Below are 23,746 nucleotides of genomic sequence, written 5' to 3'. Positions count from 1 at the left end.
TCTCGCACAAAGGCACAAAGCCACAGAAGAAGGGACAAAAGGCGGTTGCGCCGGGGCCGCTCAGCGTGCGAGCGCGACGATCCGCTCGGCTTCGCTCAGGTGCAACCGCTCGACCATCTCGCCCTGGACGCGGATCGCGCCTTTGTCGGCGTTTTCCGGCTGCGCAAAGGCCGCGATCACCGCCTCCGCCCATGCAACGCGCTCGGCCGACGGCGCGAAGGCGCGGTTGGCGAGCGCGATTTGCGCCGGGTGGATCAGCGTCTTGCCATCGAAACCGAACGCCGCCCCCTGCGCGCATTCCGCCGCCAGTTCGGGCGTCTCGGCCAGCACATTCGACACCCCGTCGAGCGCGATCAGGCCATGCGCGCGGGCCGCCGTCACGATGGCGGTCAGATGCGGCAGCAGCGGCAGGCGGTCGGCACCCGGGGTGCAGCGCATGTCCTTGGCCAGATCGTTAGTACCCGCGATCAGACAGCCCAGCCCACGCGTCGCGGCGATCGCAGGCAATGCGAGCATCGCCGCGCACGTCTCGATCATCGCCCACAGCGGAACGTCGCCGAGCAGTGCGCGCGCTGCCGACAGATCATCGGGGTGCGACACCTTGGGCAGAACGATCGCGTCGAACCCGGCGTCACGCGCAGCCTCACAATCGGCGATGCCCCATTCGCTATCGAGTGCGTTGATCCGCAGCGCCAACGTCCGCGTGCCAAACCCGCCATCCGCCGCCGCTTGCATCGCCTGAATACGGGCGCTCGCTTTGGCCTCGGGCGCGACGGCGTCCTCCAGATCGAGAATCACGGCATCGCAGGCCAGGCCCCGCGCCTTCTCGATCGCGCGGGCGTTCGACGCCGGCATGAACAGGGCACTGCGAAGCGTGCGCATTATTGGGCTGCGGCCTCCCGCCGGGTTGGCGCAGGCGCGTCTTCCCAGCCACCGCCCAGCGCCTTGAACAGGCTGATCTGCGCATCGGCGACCGCCGCATCCGATTGTGCCAGAGCGGCACGCGCATCGGCGCGGTCGCGCTCGGCCTCGATCAGCAGCAGGAAACTGTCCGCCCCATAATTGAACCGCACTTGCGACAGCTTCGCCGCCGAAGTGCTTGCCGCTTCGGCACGGCGCAAAGCGGCGTTGCGCTCCAGCGCCCCGGCATAGCGCGCGAGCGCTTGCTCCACTTCGCTCAGCGCGCCGAGCACCTTGCCATCGAATGTCGCAAGGCTGGCATCGGCTCCGGCGCGCGCCTCCCGGATCTTTGCGCGCGCAACGGTCTGGTTGGGGAAGCTCCACGAAATAAGCGGCCCGAACGAATAATTGACCGCGCTGCTCTTGAACACCTGGCTGCCACGGGTGGCGTTGAGGCCAATGCTGCCCAGCAACGATATCTTGGGATAGAGATCGGCCACCGCCACCCCGACCCGCGCCGTGTCTGCCGCAAGGGTACGCTCGGCGGCGCGCACATCGGGACGGCGCGCGATCAGCGCAGCACCATCGCCAACCGGCACCACGGTGTGCATTGTCGGAGGTGTCTTGCAGGCATCGGCAGCGGCATCGATTTGTTCGGGCGGCAAACCGGTCAACACCGCCAGCGCATAAAGCGACGCGCGGCGTTCGGCCTCAAAGCCCGGAATGCTCGCCTGCGTCTGCGCAAGCAAGACATCGGCGCGCTCCACATCGCGCCGCGTGCCACGCCCGGCAGTGAAGAGCGTTTGCGTCAGTCCCAGCGTACGCTGCTGCAACGCGACCGTCTCGACCGCGACGGCACGCTGCGCGGCGTTGCTGCAGGCGCTGGCATAGGCCCGCGCGGTTTCGGCGGCGACCGACACGCGCGCCGCATCCAGCTGCGCCTGCGCCGCCTGCGCATCGCCGCGCGCTGCCTCGATCGCCCGCGTCACGCCGCCAAACAGGTCGACCTCATATGACGCATCGAAGCCCAGCTTGAAGCTATCGAACCGAAAAGTCTGCGGCGCGGCGGCAGCGCCGCCAAAGGCTGCGGCGCTCGCGCTATTGGCCTGTTGGCGGCTATATTGCGCACTCGGGCTGGTGGTCGGTAGCCGCGCGCCCGTCTGTTCGGACAAAACCGCGCGCGCGCGCTCCAGATTGGCGGCGGCGACGCGGATATCGGTATTGTGTGCCAGCGCCTCGGTTACCAGCCGGTCGACCGATGGATCGTCATAGAGCCGCCACCAATGCTCGGGCAGCGGTGTTGCTGCGACTGCCGCACCGGCGCGCGCTTCGACGAAGCCACCGCCGCTGGCGGCAACGGGCGTGGTCGGGCGACTGTAATTGGGGCCGACGACGCAGGCCGACAATGCCAGCGCGGGCAGCGTCAGCCCGAGGATACGCACCATGCGGGTCATGCTGGATTACCCTCTACATGGTCGCCCGCCGTCGCCACACGCGGCTTGCGGCGGAGCTTGCTGGCAACCCAATCGCCCCCCTTGCGGCTGATGACGTAGAAGCTCGGCGTGAACAGCAGGCCAAAGGTCGTCACGCCAATCATCCCGAAGAACACCGCCACGCCCAGTGCCTTACGCATTTCCGAACCAGGTCCCGAACTGATCACCAGCGGTAACACGCCGAGGATGAAGGCAATCGAGGTCATCACGATCGGGCGCAAGCGCTGCTCGGCGGCGTGTTCGGCCGCCGCGTGCAATTCCATCCCTTGATCTTCGTTCGCGCGGGCAAACTCGACGATCAGGATCGCGTTCTTCGCCGCAAGCCCGATCAGCACGACCAAGCCGATCTGCGTCAGGATGTTATTGTCCATCCCCATGATGTTCACCCCCACGATCGCCGCCAACAGGCACATCGGGACGATCAGGATGACGGCGAAGGGCAGCACCAGGCTTTCATAATTGGCCGCCAACAGCAGGAATACGAACAACACCGCCAAACCGAACACCAGCGAGCCGGTATTGCCCGCCTGCGTTTGCTGGAAGGCGATTTCGGTCCATTCGTAGCTCATGCCCTTGGGCAGGATCTGATCGGCCAGCCGTGCCATCGTCTGCAAGCTCTGCCCCGAGGAATAACCGGGCACCGTGTCGCCCTGCAGTTCGGCCGAGGGATAGAGGTTGTAGCGTACCACGCGGTACGGGCCGCTATCGTTGCGGAGCGTCATCACCGCGTCGAGCGGCACCATGTTTCCGGCTGCCGATCGGGTGCGCAGGTGCCCGACATCCGAAATCTGGTCGCGATACGGCGCGTCGGCCTGCGCGGTCACCCGGTAGGTGCGCCCCAGATAGTTGAAGTCGTTGATGTACGCCGAACCGAGATAGGTGCCGAGCGTCGAAAACACGTTCGAAACCGGCACGCCTATCTGCTCGGCCCGCTCGCGATCGATATCGGCGAACAGGCGTGGAGTGCGGGTGTTGAAGGTAGTGAAGGCTGAGGTAATGCCCGGCGTCTGATTGGCCTTCATCATCATTGCGAATGCGGCCCCCTCCAACGCCTTGTAACCGAGGTTGGAGCGATCCTCGATCAGCATTTTCCAGCCGCCGCCCGTGCCGATGCCGGCGACGGGCGGTGGCGGGATGACCAACAGCAAACCGCCCGAAAGCGGTGCGAAGGCTTGCCGCATCTGGTTGGCGATAAGGGTTGCATCGGCGCGATCCGCGCGGGGCTTCAGGGTGATGAACATCGCGCCGCCATTCGAGGCGGTCGAGAAGGTGGCACCGTCGAGGCCGGAAAAGGCGACCGTGTCGCGCGTTGCCGGGTTCTTGCGCGCGATATCGCTCGCGCGCTGGATCAATTCGGTCGTCCTTTGCAGCGACGATCCCGGCGGCAATTGCGCCGCGACGATCAAATACCCCTGATCCTGCGCCGGAATGAAGCCAGTCGCGGTCGCGGTAAAACGCCATCCGGCGAGACAGATCAGGATAACATAAGCGATTCCGACGATCGCGAGACTGCGAACAGCGCGCGCGGTGAACTTGCCGAAGTTCCGACCGAGCCAATCGAAGCCGCGATTGAATCCACGGGCAAAGCGCGTGCCCCACCCCCCGCCAACCCGGCTTAGGCTCCTCGTCATGCTTTGGCTTGAGCACCATCGCCGCGAAGGCGGGCGACAGCGTCAACGACACAAAACGCCGAGATTGCCGTCGCCGACACGATCGTCAGCGCGAACTGCTGATAGAATTGCCCCGAAATGCCGGGAATGAAGCTGGTCGGAATGAACACGCCGCACAGCACCAGCGCGATCGCGATCAGCGCGCCCGACACTTCGTCCATCGTCTTGTGCGCGGCCTCGCGGGGCGAGAGCCCCTCCTCCTCCATCAAGCGTTCGATATTCTCGACCACCACGATCGCGTCGTCGACCACGATGCCGATCGCCAGCACCATCCCGAACAGCGACAGGTTGTTGAGGCTGAACCCGAAACCGCCCAGCACGGCCAAGCTGCCGATCAACGAAACCGGGATCGCCACGATCGGGATGATCGCCGCGCGCCAACTTTGCAGGAACAGCAAAACCACCAGCGCGACCAGCACCAGCGCCTCGACCAGCGTATGCTCGACCGCCTCGATCGACGCCTGGATATATTCCGTGGGATTATACGGGATCGAATAGCTCAGGCCGGGCGGGAAGCTCTTCGCGGCACGGGCGACTTCGGCCTTCACCGCTTCGGCCGTGCTCAATGCATTCGATCCGGGCAATTGCGTGATGCCGAGCGCGGTCATGTGCTTGCCGTTGAGCGCGGCGTTGATCGTGTAGTCCTGCGCGCCCAGCTCGATCCGCGCGACATCGCGCAGCCGCGTCAGCCGCCCCTGCGTGTCGCGCTTTATGATGATTTCGCCGAACTGATCGGGCGTGGTCAGTCGCCCCGTCGCCTGGATGCCAAGCTGGAAGGCGGTGCCGCCTTGGTTGAACGGCGGAGCACCCACCGCACCGGCGGCAACCTGCACGTTCTGGGCGCTGACAGCGGCGACGATTTCATCGACCGTCAGATTGCGCGCGGCGGCGCGATCGGGATCGATCCACAGCCGCATATTGTAATCGCGACCGCCGAAGCTGCGGACGCCACCGACACCGGGAATGCGCGAGATCCGGTCGATGATTTGCGTGGTCGCATAATTCGACACGTAGGATTCGTTCAACGACCCGTCGGGCGATGTCAGCGCGACCACCAGCAGGATGTCGGGCGAGTTCTTGCGCACCGTCACACCGATCTGGCGGACTTCGTTGGGCAGGCGCGGTTCCGCAGTCGAGACGCGGTTCTGCACCAGCACCTGTGCCTGATCGACATTGGTGCCTTGCTTGAACGTCACGGTAATCGCCAGCGACCCGTCCCCGGTGGCCGAGGAGGACATGTAGATCATGTTCTCAACGCCGTTGATCGATTCCTCGAGCGGCGCGGCGACGGTTTCGGCGAGCGTTTCCGCATTCGCGCCGGGGAAGGTCGCGCTCACCACCACGGTTGGCGGCGCGATCTGCGGATATTGCGCGACCGGCAAGGACGGATACACGATCACGCCGAACACGACGATCAGGATCGACAGCACCGCCGCGAAGATCGGTCGATCTATGAAGAAGTGGGGAAATTTCACGGGCGCGGGGCCTTAATTGGCGGTTGCGTCAGAAGCGGGCGGGGCTGTTTCCTGGGTGGATTGCGGCGCTGTATCGGCCGCCTTTGGCCGCATCTTCACCAAATTCTGCTTCACCGCCATGCCCGGTTGCAACGTCGTAATGCCGTCGATCACGACATGCTCGGTCGGTGCGAGGCCGGATTTGACGACGCGCAACCCTTCCACTTGCGGGCCGGTTTCAACCGGACGCGCGACGACTTTGCCATCCTGGCCAACGACGTAAATCAGCTTGCGGGTCTGGTCGGTGAGAATCGCCTCATCGGGCACCAGCATCGCGTGATAATGGCCTGAGCCGAGCAAACGCGCGCGACCGAACAGCCCCGGCGTCAAGAAACCATCGGGATTGGCGATAACGGCATGCGCGCGGATGGTGCCCGAATTGGGATCGATAGCATTATCGACGAACTCCATGCGCCCATGCCAGCGATACCCCTTCTCGTCGCCGAGCTGCACCTCGACCGGATTGGGGGTGTTGCGAGAGGAGCCGCGCTCGCCCGTTTTGGCCTGGCGCAGATATTTCAGGTAAAAGCTCTCCGCGCCTTCGAAGGAGAACCAGATCGGATCGGTGGATACGACGCGCGTCAGCACCGTCGTCGCCGCCGTTGCATAATTGCCCTTACTCACGCGGCGATCCGAAACGACGCCGGTGATCGGCGAACGGACCGTGGTGAAACCAAGATTGAGCTCAGCCGTCGTCACATTGGCGCGGCCAGCGCCCAAATCGGCCTGCGCGGTGCGCACCGCGGCAAGCTTGGTCTCATATTCTTCCTTGCTGATCGCTTCGGCGGCCAACAGCTTGTCCGCGCGCGCCAATTCGGATTGCGCATTGGTCAGCGCGGCCTGCGCCTTGGCAACCTGAGCGCGCGCTTGCGCCAGTGCTGCGACATAAGGGCGTGGGTCGATCGTGAACAGCGCCTCACCGGCCCGCACGCGCTGACCGTTGGCAAAAAAAGATCCGGTCGATGGTGCCGGACACGCGTGGGAGCAGTTGAACGTCCTGAATCGCCTCGAACCGACCGACATATTCATCCCAGTCGACGACATCGCGTTGCAGCGGCAATGCTACGCTGACCTGCGGGGTTGGCGGTGGCGGCGGTGCCTTTGACGAACAGGCGGACAAGGCCACAATCGCGGTCGCAAACGGGATCAAGCCCATACGGCCAAGCATTGGTATCATCGGCGCTTTGATCCCTACGAGCATCATGGTCTGAATGCACCCCCGCCACGCAGCCCGCTTCTCCGGCAGGCCTGCTCGTAATCGTGTGTAGAAATGAGAACGACGGTGCGCCAATGCAATAGAGCATCCGTAAAATACCCAATTGATTTTGGTATATACCTGATAAACTTCACTATTATTACAGGCTACCGCTACTCGGGCGCATTTACCAAATCGGATGTCGTCCGCAACGATACCCACGCGCCGCGCCCAGCAAGCGGTTCGACCACCCATTTGAAACATCTCTCGCCCCCACACGGTGATTGTCGTCGCGCATAATGCCCGATAGCCTCCCTCGCATGACCACCGCCCGATCCGCCCGCGCGCTGTTCGCAGCGACCGCTTTCCTCGTCACCGCTGCGGCACCTGCGCCGAGCGACCAGGCGCACTGGCAGGAGCAAGCCGCGCGCGTCACGATCACCCGAGACACATGGGGCATCGCCCATGTCGTGGGCCAAAGCGACGCCGATGCCGTGTTCGGCGCGACCTATGCGCAAGCGGAGGACGATTTCAGCCGCATCGAAGCCAACTACCTGACCGCCCTCGGTCGCACTGCGGAAGCGGAAGGCGAAGGGGCGATCTGGGCCGATTTGCGCCAGCGGCTCTATGTCGATCCGGTCGATCTGCAGGCGCAATACCGCGCCAGCCCAGACTGGTTGCAACGGCTGATGACAGCCTGGGCCGACGGGCTGAACTATTATCTGGCGACCCATCCGCAAGTGCATCCCAAGGTGCTGACGCACTTTGAGCCGTGGATGGCGCTGTCCTTCACCGAGGGCAGCATCGGTGGCGATATCGAACGCATTTCGCTGGCGGAGCTCGCCGCTTTCTATGGCGGACAGAGGATCGCCGTTGCGGCGGAAGACGCGGGCCCGGTGCCGCGCGAGCCGCGCGGATCGAACGGCATCGCCATCGCCCCCAAAAACACCGTGGACGGCCACGCACTGCTGCTGATCAACCCGCACACCAGCTTCTATTTCCGGTCAGAATTGCAAATGACCAGCGGCGAGGGGCTCAACGCTTATGGTGCCTCCACCTGGGGGCAGTTCTTCATCTATCAGGGCTTCAACGAACAGGCCGGGTGGATGCACACCTCGTCCGGCGTCGACAATGTCGATGAATTTACCGAACAAACCGCGTTGACGCGCTTCGGGCGCTTCTATGTCTATGGCAAGGATGTCCGCCCGTACCGAACCAAACCGATCACCCTCGCCTATCGCCTGCCGGACGGAACGCTCGCGTCGCGCAGCTTCACGACCTATGCCTCACACCACGGTCCGATCGTTGCCGAACGCGGCGGCAAATGGATTGCAGAGGCGTTGATGTCGAAGCCGGTGCCCGCGCTCGAGCAAAGCTGGCTGCGCACCAAGGCGCACGATCTCACCAGCTACATGCAGGTCGCCGAACGCCAGGCCAATTCGTCCAACGACACGCTGTTCGCCGATGCCAAGGGCGAAATCGCCTATCTCCACCCGCAATTCGTACCCGTGCGCGACGATCGCTTTGATTACACCCATGCGGTCGATGGGGCCGACCCGGCGACCGACTGGAATGGCCTGCACACGGTCGCGTCGCTCCCCAATGCGATCAATCCCGGCATCGGCTGGGTGCGCAACACCAATGACTGGCCGTGGAGCGCCGCCGGGCCGGACAGCCCCAAGGCAAAGGACTATCCGCGCTACATGGATCAATTCGGCCCGAACCAGCGCGGCGTCCATGCCGACCTGCTACTCACCGGGCATCGCGACTTTACACCGCAGCGCCTGATCGCGGCGGCGTATGACAGCTACTTGCCGGCCTTTGCCGAACTGATTCCGCCACTCGTAAAGGCGTATGACACGCTGCCGAGCAAAGACCCGCGCCGCGCCAAACTCGCCGAGCCGATCGCGACACTGAAGGCATGGGACTATCGCTGGGGCGCGAACTCGGTGGCGACGACGCTTGGCGTGCTATGGGCTGGCCAGATGTGGCGCGACGTCGGCAGCTTCATCCAATCCGAACAAATCAACGTGCCTGCAGCGATCGCCACGCAAGTCTCGGCCGAACGCAAGCTCGCCGCTTTGGGCGAGGCGGTAGATCGATTGAACCGCGACTTTGGCGACTGGCGGGTCGGTTGGGGGAAGATCAATCGATTCCAGCGGCTCGACGATGCCATCGCCCCACATTTTGACGATGCCAGGCCCAGCATCCCCGTACCGTTCACCTCGGCGCAATGGGGGAGCCTCGCTTCATTCGGTGCCAAGCCCTATCCCAATACCAGGAAGCTCTACGGATCAAGCGGCAACAGCTTTGTCGCAGTGGTCGAATTCGGTCCAAAGCTGCGTGCCTGGGCGGTGACTGCAGGCGGAGAGAGCGGCGATCCGGCCTCACCGCACTTCAACGATCAGGCCGCGCGCTATGCAACGGGTGCGCTGCGCCCGGTCTATTTCTACCCCGACGATCTGGCGAACCATATCGAGCAACGCTACCGCCCCGGCAACGTCCCACTGTCCACGCGGCCGCAATAGGCGCGCGACACGCACTATTGTAGCGGACACCACGTTACCAGGCGATCGATACCCCCAGCCGAACATTGCGCGGGCGCAGCGGCGTCGTTTGCTGCCGCGTTGCCAGAATGGTCGGATTGCCAAGGGCGAAGCGATTGGCCGTCGCATTGGCGAGATTGTCGCCAGTCAACGACACATCGAGATTGCGCCAATGCCACCCGATCTGCGCGTCAAGCACCCCATATTTACCCTGGCTGACGTCCAGGAAGTCGCCCGTTCCCAGTAGCGACCGCCCGACATAGCGGCCCGACACCCCGGCACTGAAGGTCGACGATCGGCCTCGCGTCCAGCGGTAGGTCAGCCCCCCATTGCCGGCAAAGGCGGGGGTCTCCGGCAATCTGCGATTGGCGCGCACGGACAATTGCGCAAGCGGCCCGTCGACGACATTGTAGGTGTAAAGAAACGCAAAGTTGGCGTGCAGCCCGCGCACGATCGCCCAATCGCCGGCAGCCTCCAAACCGACAATGTCCGCATTGCCGACATTGGCGGTATAAGGCTGGCCCCGCGTATTGTATAAATCGGCCTGAATGTTGCGCCAGCGCGCATAGGACACGGCAGTGGTAAGTTCCAATCCGGTCGGACCGGTGCGTTGCTTGCGGATCCCGACCTCGCCGACAAGAATCGAGTCCGAGCGGAAATCGAGAACGCGTCCAACACCCGTCGCGACGCAAGCCCCCCCCGTGCGATACCCCGATTGCAGTCGCGCGAATACGGCGGTGCGCTTATCGATCAGCCACGACAGCCCCAGCGTCGGATCGACGCGTCGGGTGGCGCGCCCCTTGATGAAGCTGTTGTTGCGCGGGCGCACGGAGGGCTCGCCATCGGTTCGAGCGGCCGTAAAGCGGGTACCGGCGGTGAGCGTCAGCCGCGAGGACACCGGCCAACTCGCCTCGCCAAAAGCCGAGAGGCTGTCGGTCATGTTGGTCACGCCGATGATATCGAGCGGCTGATCAGGCGGCCCGAGCGCCCGCGCCTGGATATCGCGATCATGCAGGAACGCGACGCCGACCAACCAGCCGATATGATCCGGCACCGCGCGCGACAGTCGCGCCTCCTGCACGAACAAGACATTCGACTGTTCGTTGGTGTAGATCGTCGGCCCCTTGCTGCCGATCGCGCGGGTGGCATCGAAGGTGTCCGACGTCTGCAACTCGACATAGCCCGTCGCCGAAATCAGATCGAGCCCGTTGTCCCAATGTTTGCGCACCACGCCACGCAGCAGTTTGATCTCGCTGCTATAGGGCTGAGCCAGCGAGCGCCGTGCGAGCGGGCCGACCGTCTGCTCGGCATATTGCGCATCTGCGGCGTCGATTCGCTGCGTTAGCGCACCCAGTTCGACGCCCCATCCACCACCCGGATCGACCGCGAGTGTCGCGCGTCCGCCAACCGTGTCGGTGCGGTTGATATTCGAAAGTTTTCTCGTCTGGTCTGCGATAAACCCGCCATCGCGGTCCCGATAGCCGACCACGCGCAGGCCCACGCGGTCCTCGATCAACGGTAAGTTGGCCATACCAGCAACATCGAAACCGCCGCCACCGCCCTCGGTCGCGGTCGCACCGCTGCTCAGCGAAGCCGAGGCCACCCGCAAATCAACCGGATTGGGCGTCAGCCGTATGATCCCGCCGATCGCCCCCGATCCGTACAAGGTCCCCTGTGGCCCCTCCAGCACCTCGACGCCTTTCATATCGTAAAGGTTGAGGCTGGGCTCCGGCCCGGAATATCCTAGAGGCACCTCGTCGAAATAGATGCTCGCGGTGGATTGCGTGGCACCGTTGAAGCTGCTGTCGGCAACCCCGCGAATGAAAATCTTGTTGCGACCGACGCCGAGCTCGGTGTTCTGCAAGACCGGCGTACCCCGCGCGACCTCGTCCATATCGATGGGACGCCCCGCCAATGCACCCGGAGAAAACCCGCCGACCATGAGCACGCTGCCGGGGAACCGAAGCAAGGTAGATTTCTGCTTGCCCGCGGTAACGATGATGTCGTCGCCTGACGCCGGTTCCGGAATCCGCCGCGCCAACAGGCGCGGATGAAGGACCAGTCGCGGAGCCCGTACGATGCGGTAGCTGCGGCCATCGACCGCCACCGCACGATAGCCTGTGCCATCCAGCAGCCGCCGCAAGGCTTCGCGTGGCGGCATCTGGCCGGTCACGCCCCGGGTCCGAACCCGCGCCAGGCCCGGCTCGGTGCTAATGATGTCGAAGCCGATTTGGCGCGCCAGCGCCGTCAATGCCTGGTCGAGCGGTTCAGCGGGGACCGCAACGCGCGGCGAATCGGCGGCCGCTGCAACCGGTATGCTGGCGAAAAACACAAAGGCGACGATGCGACGTCCCAGCCGTTTTGTTTTTCTGTTCAGGCACAGCAAATTACGGCTATTTCGGCGAGATGGTCCATCGCTCGCCATCGTGATGCCACTCAGCCCCAACCAGCGCGGCAATGTGCGGAACATCCCGCGCCGCTTCACCCGTGAAGCGGACCATGCCGGTAAAGGGCTGCTGCGACAAGCTCGGCTCAATCGAAAGGATGACTCCGTCGATCCGTCTGACCGAAGTGATGACACGCCCGAACGGTTCCCCGCCAAAGGCAACCACCCCATTTCGCCAGCTGCCGACCTTGGCGGCGTCGATCTTCATCACCGTCACGCTGCCAAGATCCTCCCGCGCCGAGACCGCAGCGCCCGAGCGCAGCGTCACCGCTTGCTGGCGCGGCTGGAACAAAACCGACCCTTCAGCGACCTGCACATCAAACCGCGCGCCATCGCGTTCGACATTGAAGACGGTTCCCAGATCCTGGACCGTCATCGTGCCGGATCGCACCGTAAACGGATCGCGCGGATCATGGCGGACATGGAAAGTCGCCTCGCCCGCCTGGAGCGTGGCAACTCTGGGATTGTTGCGGTCCAGCACCAACCGGCTCGCGCCGTTCAGCTCAATCCGCGTACCGTCGCTCAGCGCGATATCCTGCCGCTGACCTGGCTTGGTTTCAACAGCATAGGCGGCGCTCGCACTGCCGAACCCGATCGGTGCCACCATCAGCGTAACACTGGCTGCGGCCGCAACCGCTGCCCCTCCGCCAACCCACGCCCAGAGACGTCGAGTCGGTGGCCGCACCACGACTGGCGCTACCACCATGGGTTGCGCGGGAAAAAAGATCGGCGCGTTCGGACAACATCGCCATGTCGAGCGCAACCGTGTCGAAGGCCTGCGCGTGCGCGGGATCTTCCTCCAACCAGGCGACGAAAGCGCGCCAGTCAGCCTCCCCCATATCGCCCTGGCGCAAATGCCAGTCGATGGCGCGGTCGACGATAGTCGCGTCTTCAACGGCCACGATGAGAGTCCCCTTCATCGGATAGACGATACACATCGCCCGATTCCGCCTCGCCCGCCAGTTTATATGCGTGAATTTCTTTAACAGCCCGTCTCAACAGCTTTTCGACACCGCTAACCGTCATGCCAAGCCGCTCGGCGATCTGCTTTTGGGGCAGGTTTTCGACGCGATACAGGCGCAAGGCCTGGCTCATCCGCTCGGGCATCGCGGCGAGCGCGGCTTCGAGTCGCGCAAGCCGCTCGCGCGCCAACAGGGTATGCTCGATCGAGGGATGCTCCTCGGCCGCAGGCTGCACCTCCAGCCATGCGGTGTCGCGCGCGCCCGCCCGCGCCGATGCGATCCGCCGATCCGCCGCCAGATTCGTAGCCATGCGATACAGATAGGCGGCCGGCTGGGCGACGGGCGGCGCGCCGTGCTGGTCGAGCTTGAGCCAAATATCCTGCAGCGCATCCTCTGCATCGGCGGGATTGCCGAGACGTGCCGCGAGCAAGCGCAACAACATCGGCCGTTCCGCCAGGAACACCGCCTTGAGACCGGCCTCGGTCATCGATGAAGAAGCAGCCACGGCATTCTGCCGTCTAGAGCGCGCCGCGCGTCACTTCGCAAGCGCGCACATACATTTACCGACGATCAGGCTGGTGTGGCCGAACGGTTGGCAAAATCCGTCTGCGCGTAAAACTGACGTTCGCGAATCCGGTCGCTCGTCAATTTGCGTGCGGCAAGCCGACGACCGAGGAAATCGTAGAAGAACCAGTCGCGGGCGGGCTTCGGAGTCACATGATACAGAACGCGTTCCAGCAACGTCCAGCGGATCGATTCCCGATCGCGTTCGCGGGGTGACGGCGCGCACCACAGAGCACCGCCATACGCCAGCCGACCAAGCTTCGCCATGCGGTGCATGATTTCGTGATCCTCCAGCACATAGCCCCAGCGGCTGGCATCAAATTGCCCCGCGCGGCGCAGCGCATCGGTACGGAACACTTGCCCCGCCCCGCCGGTATGGCACTGCGCTGGCAGCAGCTTGGCCGCGCGCGCATGCGCTGCGCCGCCTGGGCGTGATCCTCTGCGGTCGCGGTGGGCGTGACGAAATAGGCACCGCCTGCCACTGCACCCGACGTTTCGAGCAGATGCTGCGCCTTGCGCAGATAATCGGTCGGATACAGCGTATCGGCATCGCACGTCGCGACGAACGGCGTTTGCGTGCATTCGATCCCGCTTTGCAGCGCGTTCACCTTGCCTGGACGGCGATCGACGCGCAGCGTGAAGGAAAGACCGAGCCGCTGGCAGATCGCCGCCGCAACATCGCCGCTGCCATCGGTTGAGCCATTGTCGATCAGAATCAGCTCGAACGGCACGTCCTGCGCGGCAAGGCTGGCCAAGGTCCCGTCCAGGAAATTCCGCTCGTTGAAAAAGGGAATCAGCACGGTCCACGCACAAGGGCCACGATCGACGCTGGTCGCGTTGGGCTCCCACGGCGAATTCCAGCCTTGATAGTCCTGCGATTCGAGTAACATGTGTCGTTCCTGCGCTGGTCAGCGTGGTCAATAGGTCGAGGAGAGAGCGGCGACTGCCGACAAGGCGCGCGCTCGGTTCGCCGTTGCGCAGGTGCCCCCCGACAGGCTGCGCCAACCGCCCGGCCGCGCAAAACGGGTGTCGACTCCCGTAAAGTGTTTCGCGGTCGGCATCGGCAAACGAGATCTCCTCGTTAACAAAACGATACCGACGCGCGAAAACCGGACGGGATAATCGGCGTTATGGAACTTTTTTTTGCTATCGCGCGTGCGGTGGGCGGAAACACCCTCATAATGATCGCGATTTCAAACGCTTCGTTTGCCGACCTTACGCTTTCGCGTGGCCTCGCGCGGCGAAGTGCGCGATCAGCCAGCTCCGCACCATGCTGATCGTCGGGTCGGCCAGATCGTCGGCACGCAGTTTCAGATAGTAACCGAACCCGTCGTTGATTACCGCTTCATAGGGAATGACAAGCTGGCCTGCGGCGATTTCGGGCGCGAACATGTCGATATCGGCGAGCGCCACACCATCCGACTGCATCGCATAGCTGACCGCCAGTGCGTTGGCGTCGAAGGCAAGGCCACGGTCGGAGTCGAGCGCGATGCGACACTGATTGGCATAAGCGCTCCACAACAGTCCGCGCGGCTGCCCCTCCAGCTTGACGTGGAGCAACGGCGCATCGGCCAGGAACTGCTCCAGCGTCTTGCCCCGGTGCCGTTCGGCGGTCTGCGGAGCGCACACCGGGGGCGACGCGCACCATCCACAACAGATCGGTGACGCGATCGTCGATATTGGGGCGATCGAACACGATCGCCATATCCGTCTCGGTGCTGGGCAAGCCGACCGCGTGCGAGCTCGAAATATCGATGCGGATGTCGGGATGCTCGGCGTGGAAGGCCTGGATCATCGGCATCACCACTTGCTGCAACAGCGTCGGCGGGATGTGGATGCGGATCGGACGGCTGGCGGCGGGATTGGCGCAGATCGCGTTCATCGTCTGCTCCAGCCGGTCGAACGCCTTGCCGACTTCGGGCAGCAGCACCTTGCCCGCTTCGGTCAGCACCAGCGCCTGGCCCGAACGATCGAACAATTTGTGGCCGAGCAGTTCCTCCAGGCTGATAACATGGCGGCTCACCGCGCTTTGCGAGACGTTGAGCGCCTGCGCGCCGGCGGTGAAGCTCAGCCGCTGGCCGACCGCGTCGAATGCCCGTAGCGCGTTCAGCGGCAACCAGCGCCGGTTGACAGGTGTGGTGCGTGCGATGGGAATCCCCCTGCTGGCTGGTGGCACATGGCAAGCCTTACGCGCGGCTATGCCGTTTTTCGATACCAAGCGTGTTTTTTCGGGCGGCGCAACGGTGCGGGGCGGCGGCGCCCGGACCCCACAGCTTTTGGCATATCGCCATGCGCAAATGCGATTTCAGCATCGCCTCCTCGCCATGTCACTCTTCTATGGTGGGCAGGTGGGAGGATTTCGGTTTTGAACCTCGGGGATATTTCGGCACTGCTACAGGCGCGTCCGGTCGGCCATTCGCTGCCCCAGGCGCTCTATACCGGTCAGGAAGCGTTCGAGTTCGATCTGGCGGCGATCTTCGGCCAGTCGTGGCTGTTCGTCGGGTTCGAGGCGGAATTGCGCCAGCCCGGCGACTATCTGTCCTTCATGATCGGTCGCTGGCCAGTGCTGGTGGTCCACGGCCGCGACGGCGAATTGCGCGCCTTCCACAATAGCTGCCGCCATCGCGGATCGATCCTGTGCAAGCCCGGCGAAGGCCATGTCGCGCGACTGATCTGCCCCTATCACAGCTGGACCTATGGTCTGGACGGGCGTCTGCTCGCGGCGGGACGGATGCCCGAAGTCTTCGACAAGGGCGAGCACAGCCTGAAGCCGATCCATCTCGAACGCGTTGCCGGGGCCGTGTTCGTCTGCCTTGCCGAAACGCCACCCGACATCGCCACGATACGGCGCGACCTGACGCCGCTGCTCGCGCCGCACAACCTTGGCCATGCCAAGCTCGCGCATCAAGCGACGCTGGTCGAATATGCCAATTGGAAGCTGGTGATGGAAAATGGCCGCGAATGCTATCATTGCGCGAGCGGCCACCCCGAACTCTCGCGATCCTTCCCGATCAATGCCTCGGCCTATTTCGATTTCGCCGATGACACCGCGACCCGCTTCGAACGGCGCATGGCCGATCTGGCGATGCCGATGGGGCCAGTGGGCGAGGATTGGTGGCAAGCGGTGCGCTTTCCGCTGAATGACGGCACGGTGGCGATGAGCACCGACGGGCAATTCACCGTCAATAAGCTGATGTGCGATATTGGCGGCGGCGATACCGGCTCGTTGCGCTGGGCGATCGAACCCAACAATTTCTGCCATTCGACCGCCGAATATACCTTTGCCTTCAGCGCATATCCGGTGTCGCCGACCGAAACGCATGTCGTGTCCAAATGGCTGGTGCATGAAGATGCGGTGGAGGGTGTGGACTATGACATCGCCTCGCTGACCGACCTGTGGACGCGCACCAATTTGCAGGACAAGGAGCTGGCCGAAAATAACCAGCTTGGCGTCAATTCGCCGGGCTATACGCCGGGCCCGTACAGCCCCGATGCCGAATCGCTGACAATGCGCTTCGTCGATTGGTATTGCGCCAAGGCCAACGCCTATCTTGATCGCGCGGCGCGATGAGCGACGAGACTCCTCCCGTGTGGCGTCCCGAAACGCTCGCGGTGCGCGCGGGCTACGATCCGGCCAGCGCCGCCAACGCCGCCAAGCCGCCGATCTACATGACCTCGACTTTCGCCTACGCCTCGGCCAGGCAAGCGAAGGACATTCACGAAGCGTATTTCGAGGGCACCGGCCCCGAAGTCGGGCGCCCCGGCCATATCTACGCCCGGCTGAGCCACCCCGGCCTCGACATGGTCGAGGCGCGGCTGGCGGCGCTGGACGGGGCCGAAGCCGCCGCTGTGTTCAACAGCGGCATGGCGACGCATTCGGCGATCGCCCTCGCGCATTTGCGCCCCGGCGACAGCGTGGTGTTCAGCCGACCGATCTATGGCGGCACCAATGGGCTCTATACCGGGCTGATGCCCGCCTTCGGCGTCAGCCATGCCGAATTTACCGACGGGTGCGACCGCGCCAGCATCGCGGCTGCGGTCGAGGAAGCACTCAGCCACGGGCCGCTCAAGCTGATCGTGATCGAAACCCCGGCCAACCCGACCGCCGCGATCGTCGACATCGCCTTGGTCGTCGACATTGCCGACGCCGTTGGCGCGCGCACCGGGCTGCGCCCGTTGGTGGTGGTCGACAACACCTTGCTCGGGCCATTGATGCAGCGCCCGATCGCGCTGGGGGCTGATTTGTGCATGACCAGCCTGACCAAATATTGTGGTGGCCATAGCGATTTGCTCGCGGGCGGCGTCAGCGGCAGCGAAGCGTTGGTCGCGCCGCTCCGGCTGTTGCGCACCACGCTTGGCAGCCATCTCGACCCCTATACCAGTTGGTTGCTGCTGCGATCGATGGAAACGGTGCATGTGCGGGTCGAGCGCGCAATGGACAATGCCCGCCACATCGCCGAATTTTTGCGCGATCACCCCAAGGTGGCGAGCATCCTCTATCTCGGCTTCCTGCCCGAAGGCAGCGCCGCACGCGCGGTGTATGATCGCCAATGCAAGGCGGCGGGATCGACCTTTTCCTTCGCGGTGGTCGGCGGCGAGGCGGAGGCGTTCCGCTTTCTCGACCGGCTGACGCTGCTGCGTTTTGCAGTCAGCCTTGGCGGATCGGAAACGCTCATCACGCATCCGGCGACCACGACGCATTATGCGCTCACCCCTGCGGAACGCGCGGCGGGCGGGATTACCGATGCCACGCTACGGCTGTCGGTCGGGATCGAGCATGTCGAGGATTTGCTGGCCGATCTTGCCCAAGCGCTCGACGCGGTATGACGGTGCGCGATTTCCACGCGATCGACGGCAAGGTGCCCGCGCCCGATGCGCGCTTCGATGTGGTGGTAGTGGGCGCAGGCCCCGCAGGCACGGCGGCGGCGATTGCGGCAGCGGCGGACGGGGCGTCGGTGTTGCTGATCGACGAAAATCCGGTGCCGGGCGCATTGATCGGCAGTGACGTTCCCTATTTCTACGGCGGTCGCATGACGGCGGCGGTGCAACAGCCCGCGCGGATGCTGGAGCAGGTGTTCGCCAGCAATCCGGCGCTCGAAACCGCTTTCGCCGCCGGGGTCGATGTCCGGCTCGGCACCTGTGCCTGGGGACTGTATGTCAACGGCCCCGCACTGCGCGCCTTGCCCGAGCCGATGCTGGGCATTGCCGATGCCGAAGCCGCGACAATGGTCGGGTTCGGGCGGCTGGTGCTGCGACCGGCGCGCGCGATCTGGTGTTGGGCTTTGCCGGGTGGAACCAGCCGGGGGTGATGGGCGCGCAAGGCTTTGCCGCATTGCTGACGCGCTATGATGCGTTGGCGAGTCAGCGGATCGTGATCCTTGGAACGGGCGCGCTGGCGCTGGAAACGGCGCTGCTCGCGCTCGCGCGCGGGATCGCGGTTGCGGCGCTGGTCGAGGTGGCGGAGACGGTGCAAGGCCCCGCAGCGCTGGCGGCGCAAGTGGCGGCGGCGGGGGTTCCGATTTTGCTGGGGCACAACATCGCTGCGACCCGCAGCGGGATCGATGGAGTTGAAGGCGTTACCCTAACCCGTCTTCCTTCCCCGGCGAAGGAAGGCGCGCTGGAAATCCCCTGCGACACGATCGTGCTCGCGCTCGGCCTCACTCCGGCCACCGAATTGCTCGATGCGGCAGGCACCCGCCCCAGCGAAACGATCCGCCTGATCGGCGACGCCGCCACCGTCACCCGGCCCGACCCCGCCTATCTCCAGGCCTGGTCCACCGCGCTCAGCCAGCCCGCCACCCCCGATACGATTGTCTGCCAGTGCGAAGAGGTCACCCGCGCCGATGTGCTTGGCGTGCAGCCGCCCCGCTATCTCGAGCGGCCACAGGCAATGGCAGCGCGCTCGCTCGCGTCGCTCATCAACGACGGGCCCGCCCATCCCGACCAGATCAAGCGCTTGACCCGCGCCGGGATGGGCGCGTGCCAGGGGCGGCGTTGCCGCGATCAGGTGGCGTGCCTGCTCGCCGAACAGCAAGGCATCCCGCTCGCTGCGGTGCCCGTCGCCAGCTTCCGCGCGCCGGTGCGGCCCGTGCCGCTCGGCATCCTTGCCGACTGGCAGGAAAGCGCCGCGATGACGGCGGGATGGGACGTGTGGTTCGGCATCCCGACGCAATGGACGCCCTATGCCGTGATCGGCACGGCGGAAGAGGCGGAGCATGTCGCGGGATTGGGCGGCAACATGCATGTCTGAGGCAGAGCTTCCCAAGGGCGCGGCGGTCGTCGTGATTGGCGCGGGCGTCACCGGGCTCAGCGCGGCCTGGTGGCTGGCGCGCGACGGGTTCGACGTGGTCGTGCTCGACAAAGGCATCGTCGGCTGGGAAGCCTCGGGCCGCAATGGCGGCGGGGCCTCGCATTACCAGAGCCCGCTCTTCGCCGAGGAGCAACGGTTGTGGCCGCAGATGGACGATTTGCTCGGCTACCCGACCGAATATCAGCGCGAACGCATCATCATCCAACGTGATCCGGACCTGCTCGCCCATTACCGCGCAGTCGGGCGGATGTGCAGCGCGATGGGCTACCGCGTCGATGATCTGGACAGCCAGCAGGCGCAGGAAATGGTGCCGCTGACCGACCAGAGCTGCCTCGGCGGCATTCATCTGCGCTTCGGCGGCCATGCCAATCCGCAGCGCACGGTGCAGGCCTATGCCTGGGCGCTGCAGGATTTGGGCGGGCGCATCCTGCAACATTGCCCGGCCCGCTCGATCGAGACCGCAGGCGGCAAGGTCGTCGCGATCGATACGCCGCGCGGGCGGATCGCCTGCGATGCCCTGGTCGTGGCGGCGGGGCCGCAATCGGGGATGCTGCTTGCCCCCCTTGGCGTCGAGTTCCCGCTCGCCTCGGCCCGCGCCGAAATGATCGTGACCGAACCCGCCCCGCTGATGTCGATCGGTGGCGTCGATGGCAATGGCCTGTACGGGCGGCAGACGCTGCGCGGCAATCTCGCCTTTGGCGGCGGACCGCATGAGTGGATCGACGTGGATGAGACCGGCCCGAAAGCGCGCCCGACCTCGCCGCTGATCCGCAACCTCGCCCGCCGTGTCGCGGAGATGTTCCCCAAGGCCGCGCACCTGAACGTCATTCGCTCCTGGGCGGGGGTGATCGAGAATACCCCCGATGGCCGCCCGATCCTCGACCGGCTCGACCATCCCGCCAACGTTACCGTCGCGACCATGTCGGGGGTCGGCTTTGGCCTATCGCCCGCCAGCGGCCATGCTCTTCGCGATCTCGTCATCGACGGCACCTGCTCCTTCGCCGACATTACCAAGCTTGGTCTGGCGCGCTTCAAGGGTCTGGAACCCGATTGGCGCGAGCAGCGCGGGTGGGCGGCATGAAGCGCTATTCGGCACTGGCGCTGCTCAAGGCGGGCCTAACCGGGCAGCGCGGCTGGGAGCGGGCGTGGCGCGACCCTGAGCCCAAAAAATCCTATGACATCGTCATCATCGGTGGCGGCGGGCATGGCCTGGCCACGGCCTATTACCTCGCCAAGGTTCACGGCCTGCGCAACATCGCGGTGCTCGAAAAGGGGTGGATCGGCGGCGGCAATACCGGGCGCAACACGACGATCGTGCGTTCTAACTACCGCCAGAAACCCCTGCACGATTTGTTCGATTTCGCGCTCGATTTGTGGGAGGGGATGAGCGACGCGCTCAACTTCAACGTCATGTTTTCCCCGCGTGGCGCGCTGTTCCTCGGCCATTCGGACGGCGACATGACGGTGCTGGCGCAGCGCGGCGATGCCTTGCGCTGCGACGGGATCGATGCCGATTTGCTCACGCGCGCGCAGGTGCAAAAACTGGTGCCGCTGCTCGATATGGCACCCGATGCGCGCTTCCCGATTCACGGCGGGCTGATCCAGCGCCGGGGCGGCACCGCGCGGCACGATGCCGTCGCCTGGGGCTATGCGCGCGCCGCCGATGCGCTGGGCGTCGATGTGATCCAGAAGTGCGAAGTCACCGGCTTCGCCATGACCGGCGGGCGGGTGAGCGGTGTCGTGACGACGCGGGGGGCCATCGCTGCCGGTCGCATCGGCATTTGCGTGGCGGGCAATAGCGGCCCGGTCGCGGCGCTCGCGGGCCTCCAGCTTCCGATCGAGGCGCAGACGTTGCAGGCTTTCGTCACCGAGCCGGTCAAACCGATGATCGACACCGTCATCATGTCGCAGTCGCTGCATTGCTATATCAGCCAGTCGGACAAAGGCGGGATCGTGCTGGGCGGCGACCCCGATCACTTCCCAAGCTACGCCCAGCGCGGCCTGCCACCAAGGATCGAAAAAGCAGCGGCGGAAGCGATCGCGCTTGTGCCCGCGCTGTCGCGCTTGCGGATGGTGCGGTGCTGGGCGGGCACGACCGATATGAGCTTCGACGGATCGCCGATCCTGTCGGCGTTGCCAGTCGACGGGCTCTATCTCAATGGCGGCTGGTGTTACGGCGGCTTCAAGGCGACGCCTGCTTCGGGCTGGTGCTACGCGCATTTGCTGGCGACCGGCGACAACCACCCGCTCGCCGCACCCTTTGCGTTCGACCGCTTTGCGCGTGGCGCGACCATCGATGAAGCAGGCGTCGGCGTCCTGCCGCAGTTGCGCTGATGCTGCAGATCGATTGCCCCTCTTGCGGAGCGCGCGCGCAGAGCGAGTTCAGCTATGAACGCACGCTCGATTCGGTCGTGACGCTGGATATGCCCGCAGACGAAACTGTCCGGCGGCTCTACGCGCGCGCCAATCCGCGCGGCTTCGATGAGGAATTGTGGCGACACGCCTTTGGCTGTCGGCAGTGGCTGGTGTTGCGCCGCCACCGCCAGACGCACGAAATCACATCGGTCGCCGCCTTTGACCCGGCGCTGCATCGATGAGCGGCCCATCGCGCTTGCCCGGCGGCCCGGAGCCGACGCTGCGTTTCACCTTCGATGGCGTTCCGCTGCGCGCGCGCACCGGCGATACGCTGGCGGCGGAGTTGCTGGCCAACGGCATCGGCCTGGTCGCGCGCAGTTTCAAATATCACCGCCCGCGCGGCATCCTGAGTGCGGGCGTGAGGAGCCCAATGCGCTGGTCACGGTTGGCGAAGGCGGACGGCGCGAACCCAATACGCGCGCGACCGACGTCTATGTCTATGACGGCCTCGTCGCGCACAGCCAAAATCGCTGGCCGAGCCTTGCTTTTGATCTGGGCGCGATCAACGGGCTCGCCGCGCGCTTCCTGACGGCGGGCTTCTATTACAAGACCTTCTTCGGCCCGCCCTCACGCTGGTTGCTGTACGAACGCTTCATCCGTCGCGCCGCCGGGCTGGGCAAGGCGCCGACCACGCCCGACCCCGACCCTTACGAACACCGTTCGGCCTTTTGCGATGTGCTGGTGGTCGGTGGCGGCCCCGCCGGTATCGCCGCCGCGCGTGCCGGGGTGCAAGCAGGCGAGCGCGTGCTGCTGGTCGAACAGGACCGCATAGTGAGCGAAGCGATCGACGAAGCGCGCGTGCTGACGCGCACCACCGCAACGGGTGTGTGGGATCATGGCTTCGTCACGCTCGTCCAGCGCCTGGTGGAGCCCGGCCAGTCGCCCGCTCCCGGTCAGCCCGCACAGCGGCTATGGCATGTTCGCGCGCGCCGCATCGTGCTCGCGACCGGCGCGATCGAGCGGCCGCTGACCTTTGCCGGGAATGACCGGCCCGGCGTGATGCTGTCGCAAGCGGTGCGCCGCTATATCGAACGGTTCAAAGTGCTGCCGGGCCAGCGCGTCGTCATCGCCACCAACAATGACGATGCCTATGCCACTGCCGATGCGATTGCAGCGGCGGGCGGCACCGTCGTCGCCATTCTGGATTCGCGCGCCGAAAAAAGCGCCATCGCCAACGCCGCCGCGCACCCGGTCCATACCAACGCCTTCCCGATCTCGACCTCGGGCAGACGGCATCATTTGCACTCGGTCGAGGCCGATATCTGGACCGAGTGTACGCGCTTCGAGGCCGATTTGCTGGCGGTTTCTGGGGGCTTCACCCCCGTCGTCCATCTCCACAGTCAGGCGGGTGGCGCGCTCGATTGGCACGAGGAAATCCAGGCGTTCGTGCCCGGTGCCTCCCGGCAAGCGGTGTCGAGCGTCGGCGCGGCCGCGGGCGATCTTCCCCCCGGTCGGCACGGCTGTTGCCGACCTGCCAAACCCCAAAACCAGCTTCATCGACTTCCAGAATGACGTAACCGCCGCCGATATCGATCTCGCCTGGACCGAAGGCTATCGCTCGGTCGAGCATCTCAAAACGCTACACCACGCTCGGCATGGCGACCGATCAGGGCAAGACCAGCAACATGGCCGCGCTCGCGCGACTGGCGAGCGTCGCCGGGGTGACCATCCCGCAAGCCGGGCTCACCACCTTCCGCGCGCCGTTCACGCCGGTGACGCTGGCGCGCTGGC

20 protein-coding genes and 3 pseudogenes are annotated in these 23,746 nt (G+C 64.9%); 10 read left to right on the top strand and 13 right to left on the bottom strand.

The genetic code is table 11. The features are described from left to right. Nucleotides 1–60: 60 nt before the first annotated feature. From NW75_RS09925 to NW75_RS26300, 5 genes and pseudogenes are all read right to left on the bottom strand, one after another. Entirely contained in the window at nt 61–882 is an 822-nt protein-coding gene (locus tag NW75_RS09925; RefSeq protein ID WP_033965023.1) for an HpcH/HpaI aldolase/citrate lyase family protein, read from the bottom strand. Continuing rightward, nucleotides 882–2,354 carry an efflux transporter outer membrane subunit gene (locus NW75_RS09920; RefSeq protein ID WP_033965022.1) on the bottom strand — a complete coding sequence of 491 codons (1,473 nt, stop codon included), beginning with the start codon at nt 2,352–2,354 and terminating at the stop codon, nt 882–884. The genes NW75_RS09925 and NW75_RS09920 overlap by 1 nt, the downstream gene beginning before the upstream one ends. Then, a pseudogene (locus tag NW75_RS09915) lies at nt 2,351–5,538 on the bottom strand (efflux RND transporter permease subunit). The gene NW75_RS09920 and the pseudogene NW75_RS09915 overlap by 4 nt, the downstream one beginning before the upstream one ends. 12 nt (nt 5,539–5,550) lie before the next feature. After that, on the bottom strand, nt 5,551–6,507 hold the full coding sequence (locus NW75_RS09910; protein ID WP_231565100.1) for an efflux RND transporter periplasmic adaptor subunit: 957 nt from the start codon (nt 6,505–6,507) through the stop codon (nt 5,551–5,553). Continuing rightward, entirely contained in the window at nt 6,494–6,994 is a 501-nt protein-coding gene (locus NW75_RS26300; RefSeq protein WP_231565099.1) for a hypothetical protein, read from the bottom strand. The genes NW75_RS09910 and NW75_RS26300 overlap by 14 nt, the downstream gene beginning before the upstream one ends. Before the next feature lie 77 nt (nt 6,995–7,071). Here NW75_RS26300 and NW75_RS09905 point away from each other — a divergent pair, with 77 nt between their 5' ends. Next, the gene (locus NW75_RS09905; RefSeq protein ID WP_443024456.1) at nt 7,072–9,300 is read left to right on the top strand and encodes a penicillin acylase family protein; all 2,229 of its coding nucleotides are present in this window, start codon (nt 7,072–7,074) and stop codon (nt 9,298–9,300) included. 34 nt (nt 9,301–9,334) lie between these two features. On the opposite strand, the gene NW75_RS09900 is transcribed toward NW75_RS09905, so the two are convergent. From NW75_RS09900 to NW75_RS26280, 8 genes and pseudogenes are all read right to left on the bottom strand, one after another. Next, on the bottom strand, nt 9,335–11,743 hold the full coding sequence (locus NW75_RS09900; protein WP_443024457.1) for a TonB-dependent receptor domain-containing protein: 2,409 nt from the start codon (nt 11,741–11,743) through the stop codon (nt 9,335–9,337). Then, on the bottom strand, nt 11,712–12,371 hold the full coding sequence (locus NW75_RS09895; RefSeq protein ID WP_231565098.1) for a FecR family protein: 660 nt from the start codon (nt 12,369–12,371) through the stop codon (nt 11,712–11,714). The genes NW75_RS09900 and NW75_RS09895 overlap by 32 nt, the downstream gene beginning before the upstream one ends. Continuing rightward, a complete protein-coding gene (locus NW75_RS26295) occupies nt 12,322–12,702 on the bottom strand; it encodes a FecR/PupR family sigma factor regulator (protein WP_231565097.1) in 381 nt (126 codons plus the stop codon). The genes NW75_RS09895 and NW75_RS26295 overlap by 50 nt, the downstream gene beginning before the upstream one ends. Further along, nucleotides 12,656–13,213: an RNA polymerase sigma factor gene (locus NW75_RS09890; protein ID WP_033965017.1), complete on the bottom strand. Its 558-nt coding sequence runs from the start codon at nt 13,211–13,213 to the stop codon at nt 12,656–12,658. Before NW75_RS09890 ends, NW75_RS26295 begins: the two co-directional genes overlap by 47 nt. 83 nt (nt 13,214–13,296) lie before the next feature. Next, nucleotides 13,297–13,443 carry a hypothetical protein gene (locus NW75_RS26290; RefSeq protein WP_231565096.1) on the bottom strand — a complete coding sequence of 49 codons (147 nt, stop codon included), beginning with the start codon at nt 13,441–13,443 and terminating at the stop codon, nt 13,297–13,299. Beyond that, nucleotides 13,440–14,180, bottom strand: a complete 741-nt coding sequence (locus NW75_RS09885; protein WP_231565095.1) for a glycosyltransferase — start codon at nt 14,178–14,180, stop codon at nt 13,440–13,442. Before NW75_RS09885 ends, NW75_RS26290 begins: the two co-directional genes overlap by 4 nt. A 325-nt stretch (nt 14,181–14,505) precedes the next feature. After that, nucleotides 14,506–14,919: a hypothetical protein gene (locus NW75_RS26285; protein ID WP_231565103.1), complete on the bottom strand. Its 414-nt coding sequence runs from the start codon at nt 14,917–14,919 to the stop codon at nt 14,506–14,508. A 70-nt stretch (nt 14,920–14,989) separates the two neighbouring features. Continuing rightward, nucleotides 14,990–15,466: pseudogene (locus NW75_RS26280) on the bottom strand (LysR family transcriptional regulator); the annotation flags it as partial. On the opposite strand from NW75_RS26280, the gene NW75_RS25120 reads away from it, so the two are divergent. The 9 genes and pseudogenes from NW75_RS25120 to NW75_RS28225 form a co-directional block, all read left to right on the top strand. Further along, nucleotides 15,351–15,659, top strand: a complete 309-nt coding sequence (locus NW75_RS25120; protein WP_197057785.1) for a hypothetical protein — start codon at nt 15,351–15,353, stop codon at nt 15,657–15,659. The pseudogene NW75_RS26280 and the gene NW75_RS25120 sit on opposite strands and share 116 nt — an antisense overlap. Then, nucleotides 15,656–16,861 carry an aromatic ring-hydroxylating oxygenase subunit alpha gene (locus NW75_RS09875; protein ID WP_033965016.1) on the top strand — a complete coding sequence of 402 codons (1,206 nt, stop codon included), beginning with the start codon at nt 15,656–15,658 and terminating at the stop codon, nt 16,859–16,861. Before NW75_RS25120 ends, NW75_RS09875 begins: the two co-directional genes overlap by 4 nt. Next, nucleotides 16,858–18,117 carry a cystathionine gamma-synthase family protein gene (locus NW75_RS09870; protein WP_033965015.1) on the top strand — a complete coding sequence of 420 codons (1,260 nt, stop codon included), beginning with the start codon at nt 16,858–16,860 and terminating at the stop codon, nt 18,115–18,117. The genes NW75_RS09875 and NW75_RS09870 overlap by 4 nt, the downstream gene beginning before the upstream one ends. 2 nt (nt 18,118–18,119) lie before the next feature. Then, nucleotides 18,120–18,599, top strand: coding sequence for an FAD-dependent oxidoreductase (locus NW75_RS26275; RefSeq protein WP_231565094.1), 480 nt, complete (start codon nt 18,120–18,122; stop codon nt 18,597–18,599). Continuing rightward, nucleotides 18,563–19,540: a (2Fe-2S)-binding protein gene (locus tag NW75_RS09865; RefSeq protein ID WP_231565093.1), complete on the top strand. Its 978-nt coding sequence runs from the start codon at nt 18,563–18,565 to the stop codon at nt 19,538–19,540. Before NW75_RS26275 ends, NW75_RS09865 begins: the two co-directional genes overlap by 37 nt. Continuing rightward, nucleotides 19,533–20,681: an NAD(P)/FAD-dependent oxidoreductase gene (locus NW75_RS09860; RefSeq protein WP_231565092.1), complete on the top strand. Its 1,149-nt coding sequence runs from the start codon at nt 19,533–19,535 to the stop codon at nt 20,679–20,681. Before NW75_RS09865 ends, NW75_RS09860 begins: the two co-directional genes overlap by 8 nt. Continuing rightward, on the top strand, nt 20,678–21,934 hold the full coding sequence (locus NW75_RS09855; protein ID WP_033965025.1) for a sarcosine oxidase subunit beta family protein: 1,257 nt from the start codon (nt 20,678–20,680) through the stop codon (nt 21,932–21,934). Before NW75_RS09860 ends, NW75_RS09855 begins: the two co-directional genes overlap by 4 nt. Next, on the top strand, nt 21,934–22,197 hold the full coding sequence (locus NW75_RS09850; protein ID WP_033965013.1) for a sarcosine oxidase subunit delta: 264 nt from the start codon (nt 21,934–21,936) through the stop codon (nt 22,195–22,197). The genes NW75_RS09855 and NW75_RS09850 overlap by 1 nt, the downstream gene beginning before the upstream one ends. After that, nucleotides 22,194–23,746: pseudogene (locus tag NW75_RS28225) on the top strand (2Fe-2S iron-sulfur cluster-binding protein); the annotation flags it as partial. The gene NW75_RS09850 and the pseudogene NW75_RS28225, both read left to right, overlap by 4 nt.

The organism is Sphingomonas sp. Ant H11 (assembly GCF_000797515.1).
Taxonomy (GTDB): domain Bacteria; phylum Pseudomonadota; class Alphaproteobacteria; order Sphingomonadales; family Sphingomonadaceae; genus Sphingomonas.
Note: the sequence above shows the minus strand (reverse complement) of the source record. Positions and strands in the feature narration are given on the sequence as shown.

Bases quoted from the DNA above. Each gene is read 5' to 3' on its own strand.
- NW75_RS09925 (WP_033965023.1), bottom strand. From the start codon at position 882: ATGCGCACGCTTCGCAGTGCCCTGTTCATGCCGGCGTCGAACGCCCGC.
- NW75_RS09920 (WP_033965022.1), bottom strand. From the start codon at position 2,354: ATGACCCGCATGGTGCGTATCCTCGGGCTGACGCTGCCCGCGCTGGCA.
- NW75_RS09905 (WP_443024456.1), top strand. From the start codon at position 7,072: ATGCCCGATAGCCTCCCTCGCATGACCACCGCCCGATCCGCCCGCGCG.
- NW75_RS09900 (WP_443024457.1), bottom strand. From the start codon at position 11,743: ATGGCGAGCGATGGACCATCTCGCCGAAATAGCCGTAATTTGCTGTGC.
- NW75_RS09895 (WP_231565098.1), bottom strand. From the start codon at position 12,371: ATGGTGGCACCGATCGGGTTCGGCAGTGCGAGCGCCGCCTATGCTGTT.
- NW75_RS26295 (WP_231565097.1), bottom strand. From the start codon at position 12,702: ATGTGTATCGTCTATCCGATGAAGGGGACTCTCATCGTGGCCGTTGAA.
- NW75_RS09890 (WP_033965017.1), bottom strand. From the start codon at position 13,213: ATGACCGAGGCCGGTCTCAAGGCGGTGTTCCTGGCGGAACGGCCGATG.
- NW75_RS09885 (WP_231565095.1), bottom strand. From the start codon at position 14,180: ATGTTACTCGAATCGCAGGACTATCAAGGCTGGAATTCGCCGTGGGAG.
- NW75_RS09870 (WP_033965015.1), top strand. From the start codon at position 16,858: ATGAGCGACGAGACTCCTCCCGTGTGGCGTCCCGAAACGCTCGCGGTG.
- NW75_RS09860 (WP_231565092.1), top strand. From the start codon at position 19,533: ATGTCTGAGGCAGAGCTTCCCAAGGGCGCGGCGGTCGTCGTGATTGGC.
- NW75_RS09855 (WP_033965025.1), top strand. From the start codon at position 20,678: ATGAAGCGCTATTCGGCACTGGCGCTGCTCAAGGCGGGCCTAACCGGG.
- NW75_RS09850 (WP_033965013.1), top strand. From the start codon at position 21,934: ATGCTGCAGATCGATTGCCCCTCTTGCGGAGCGCGCGCGCAGAGCGAG.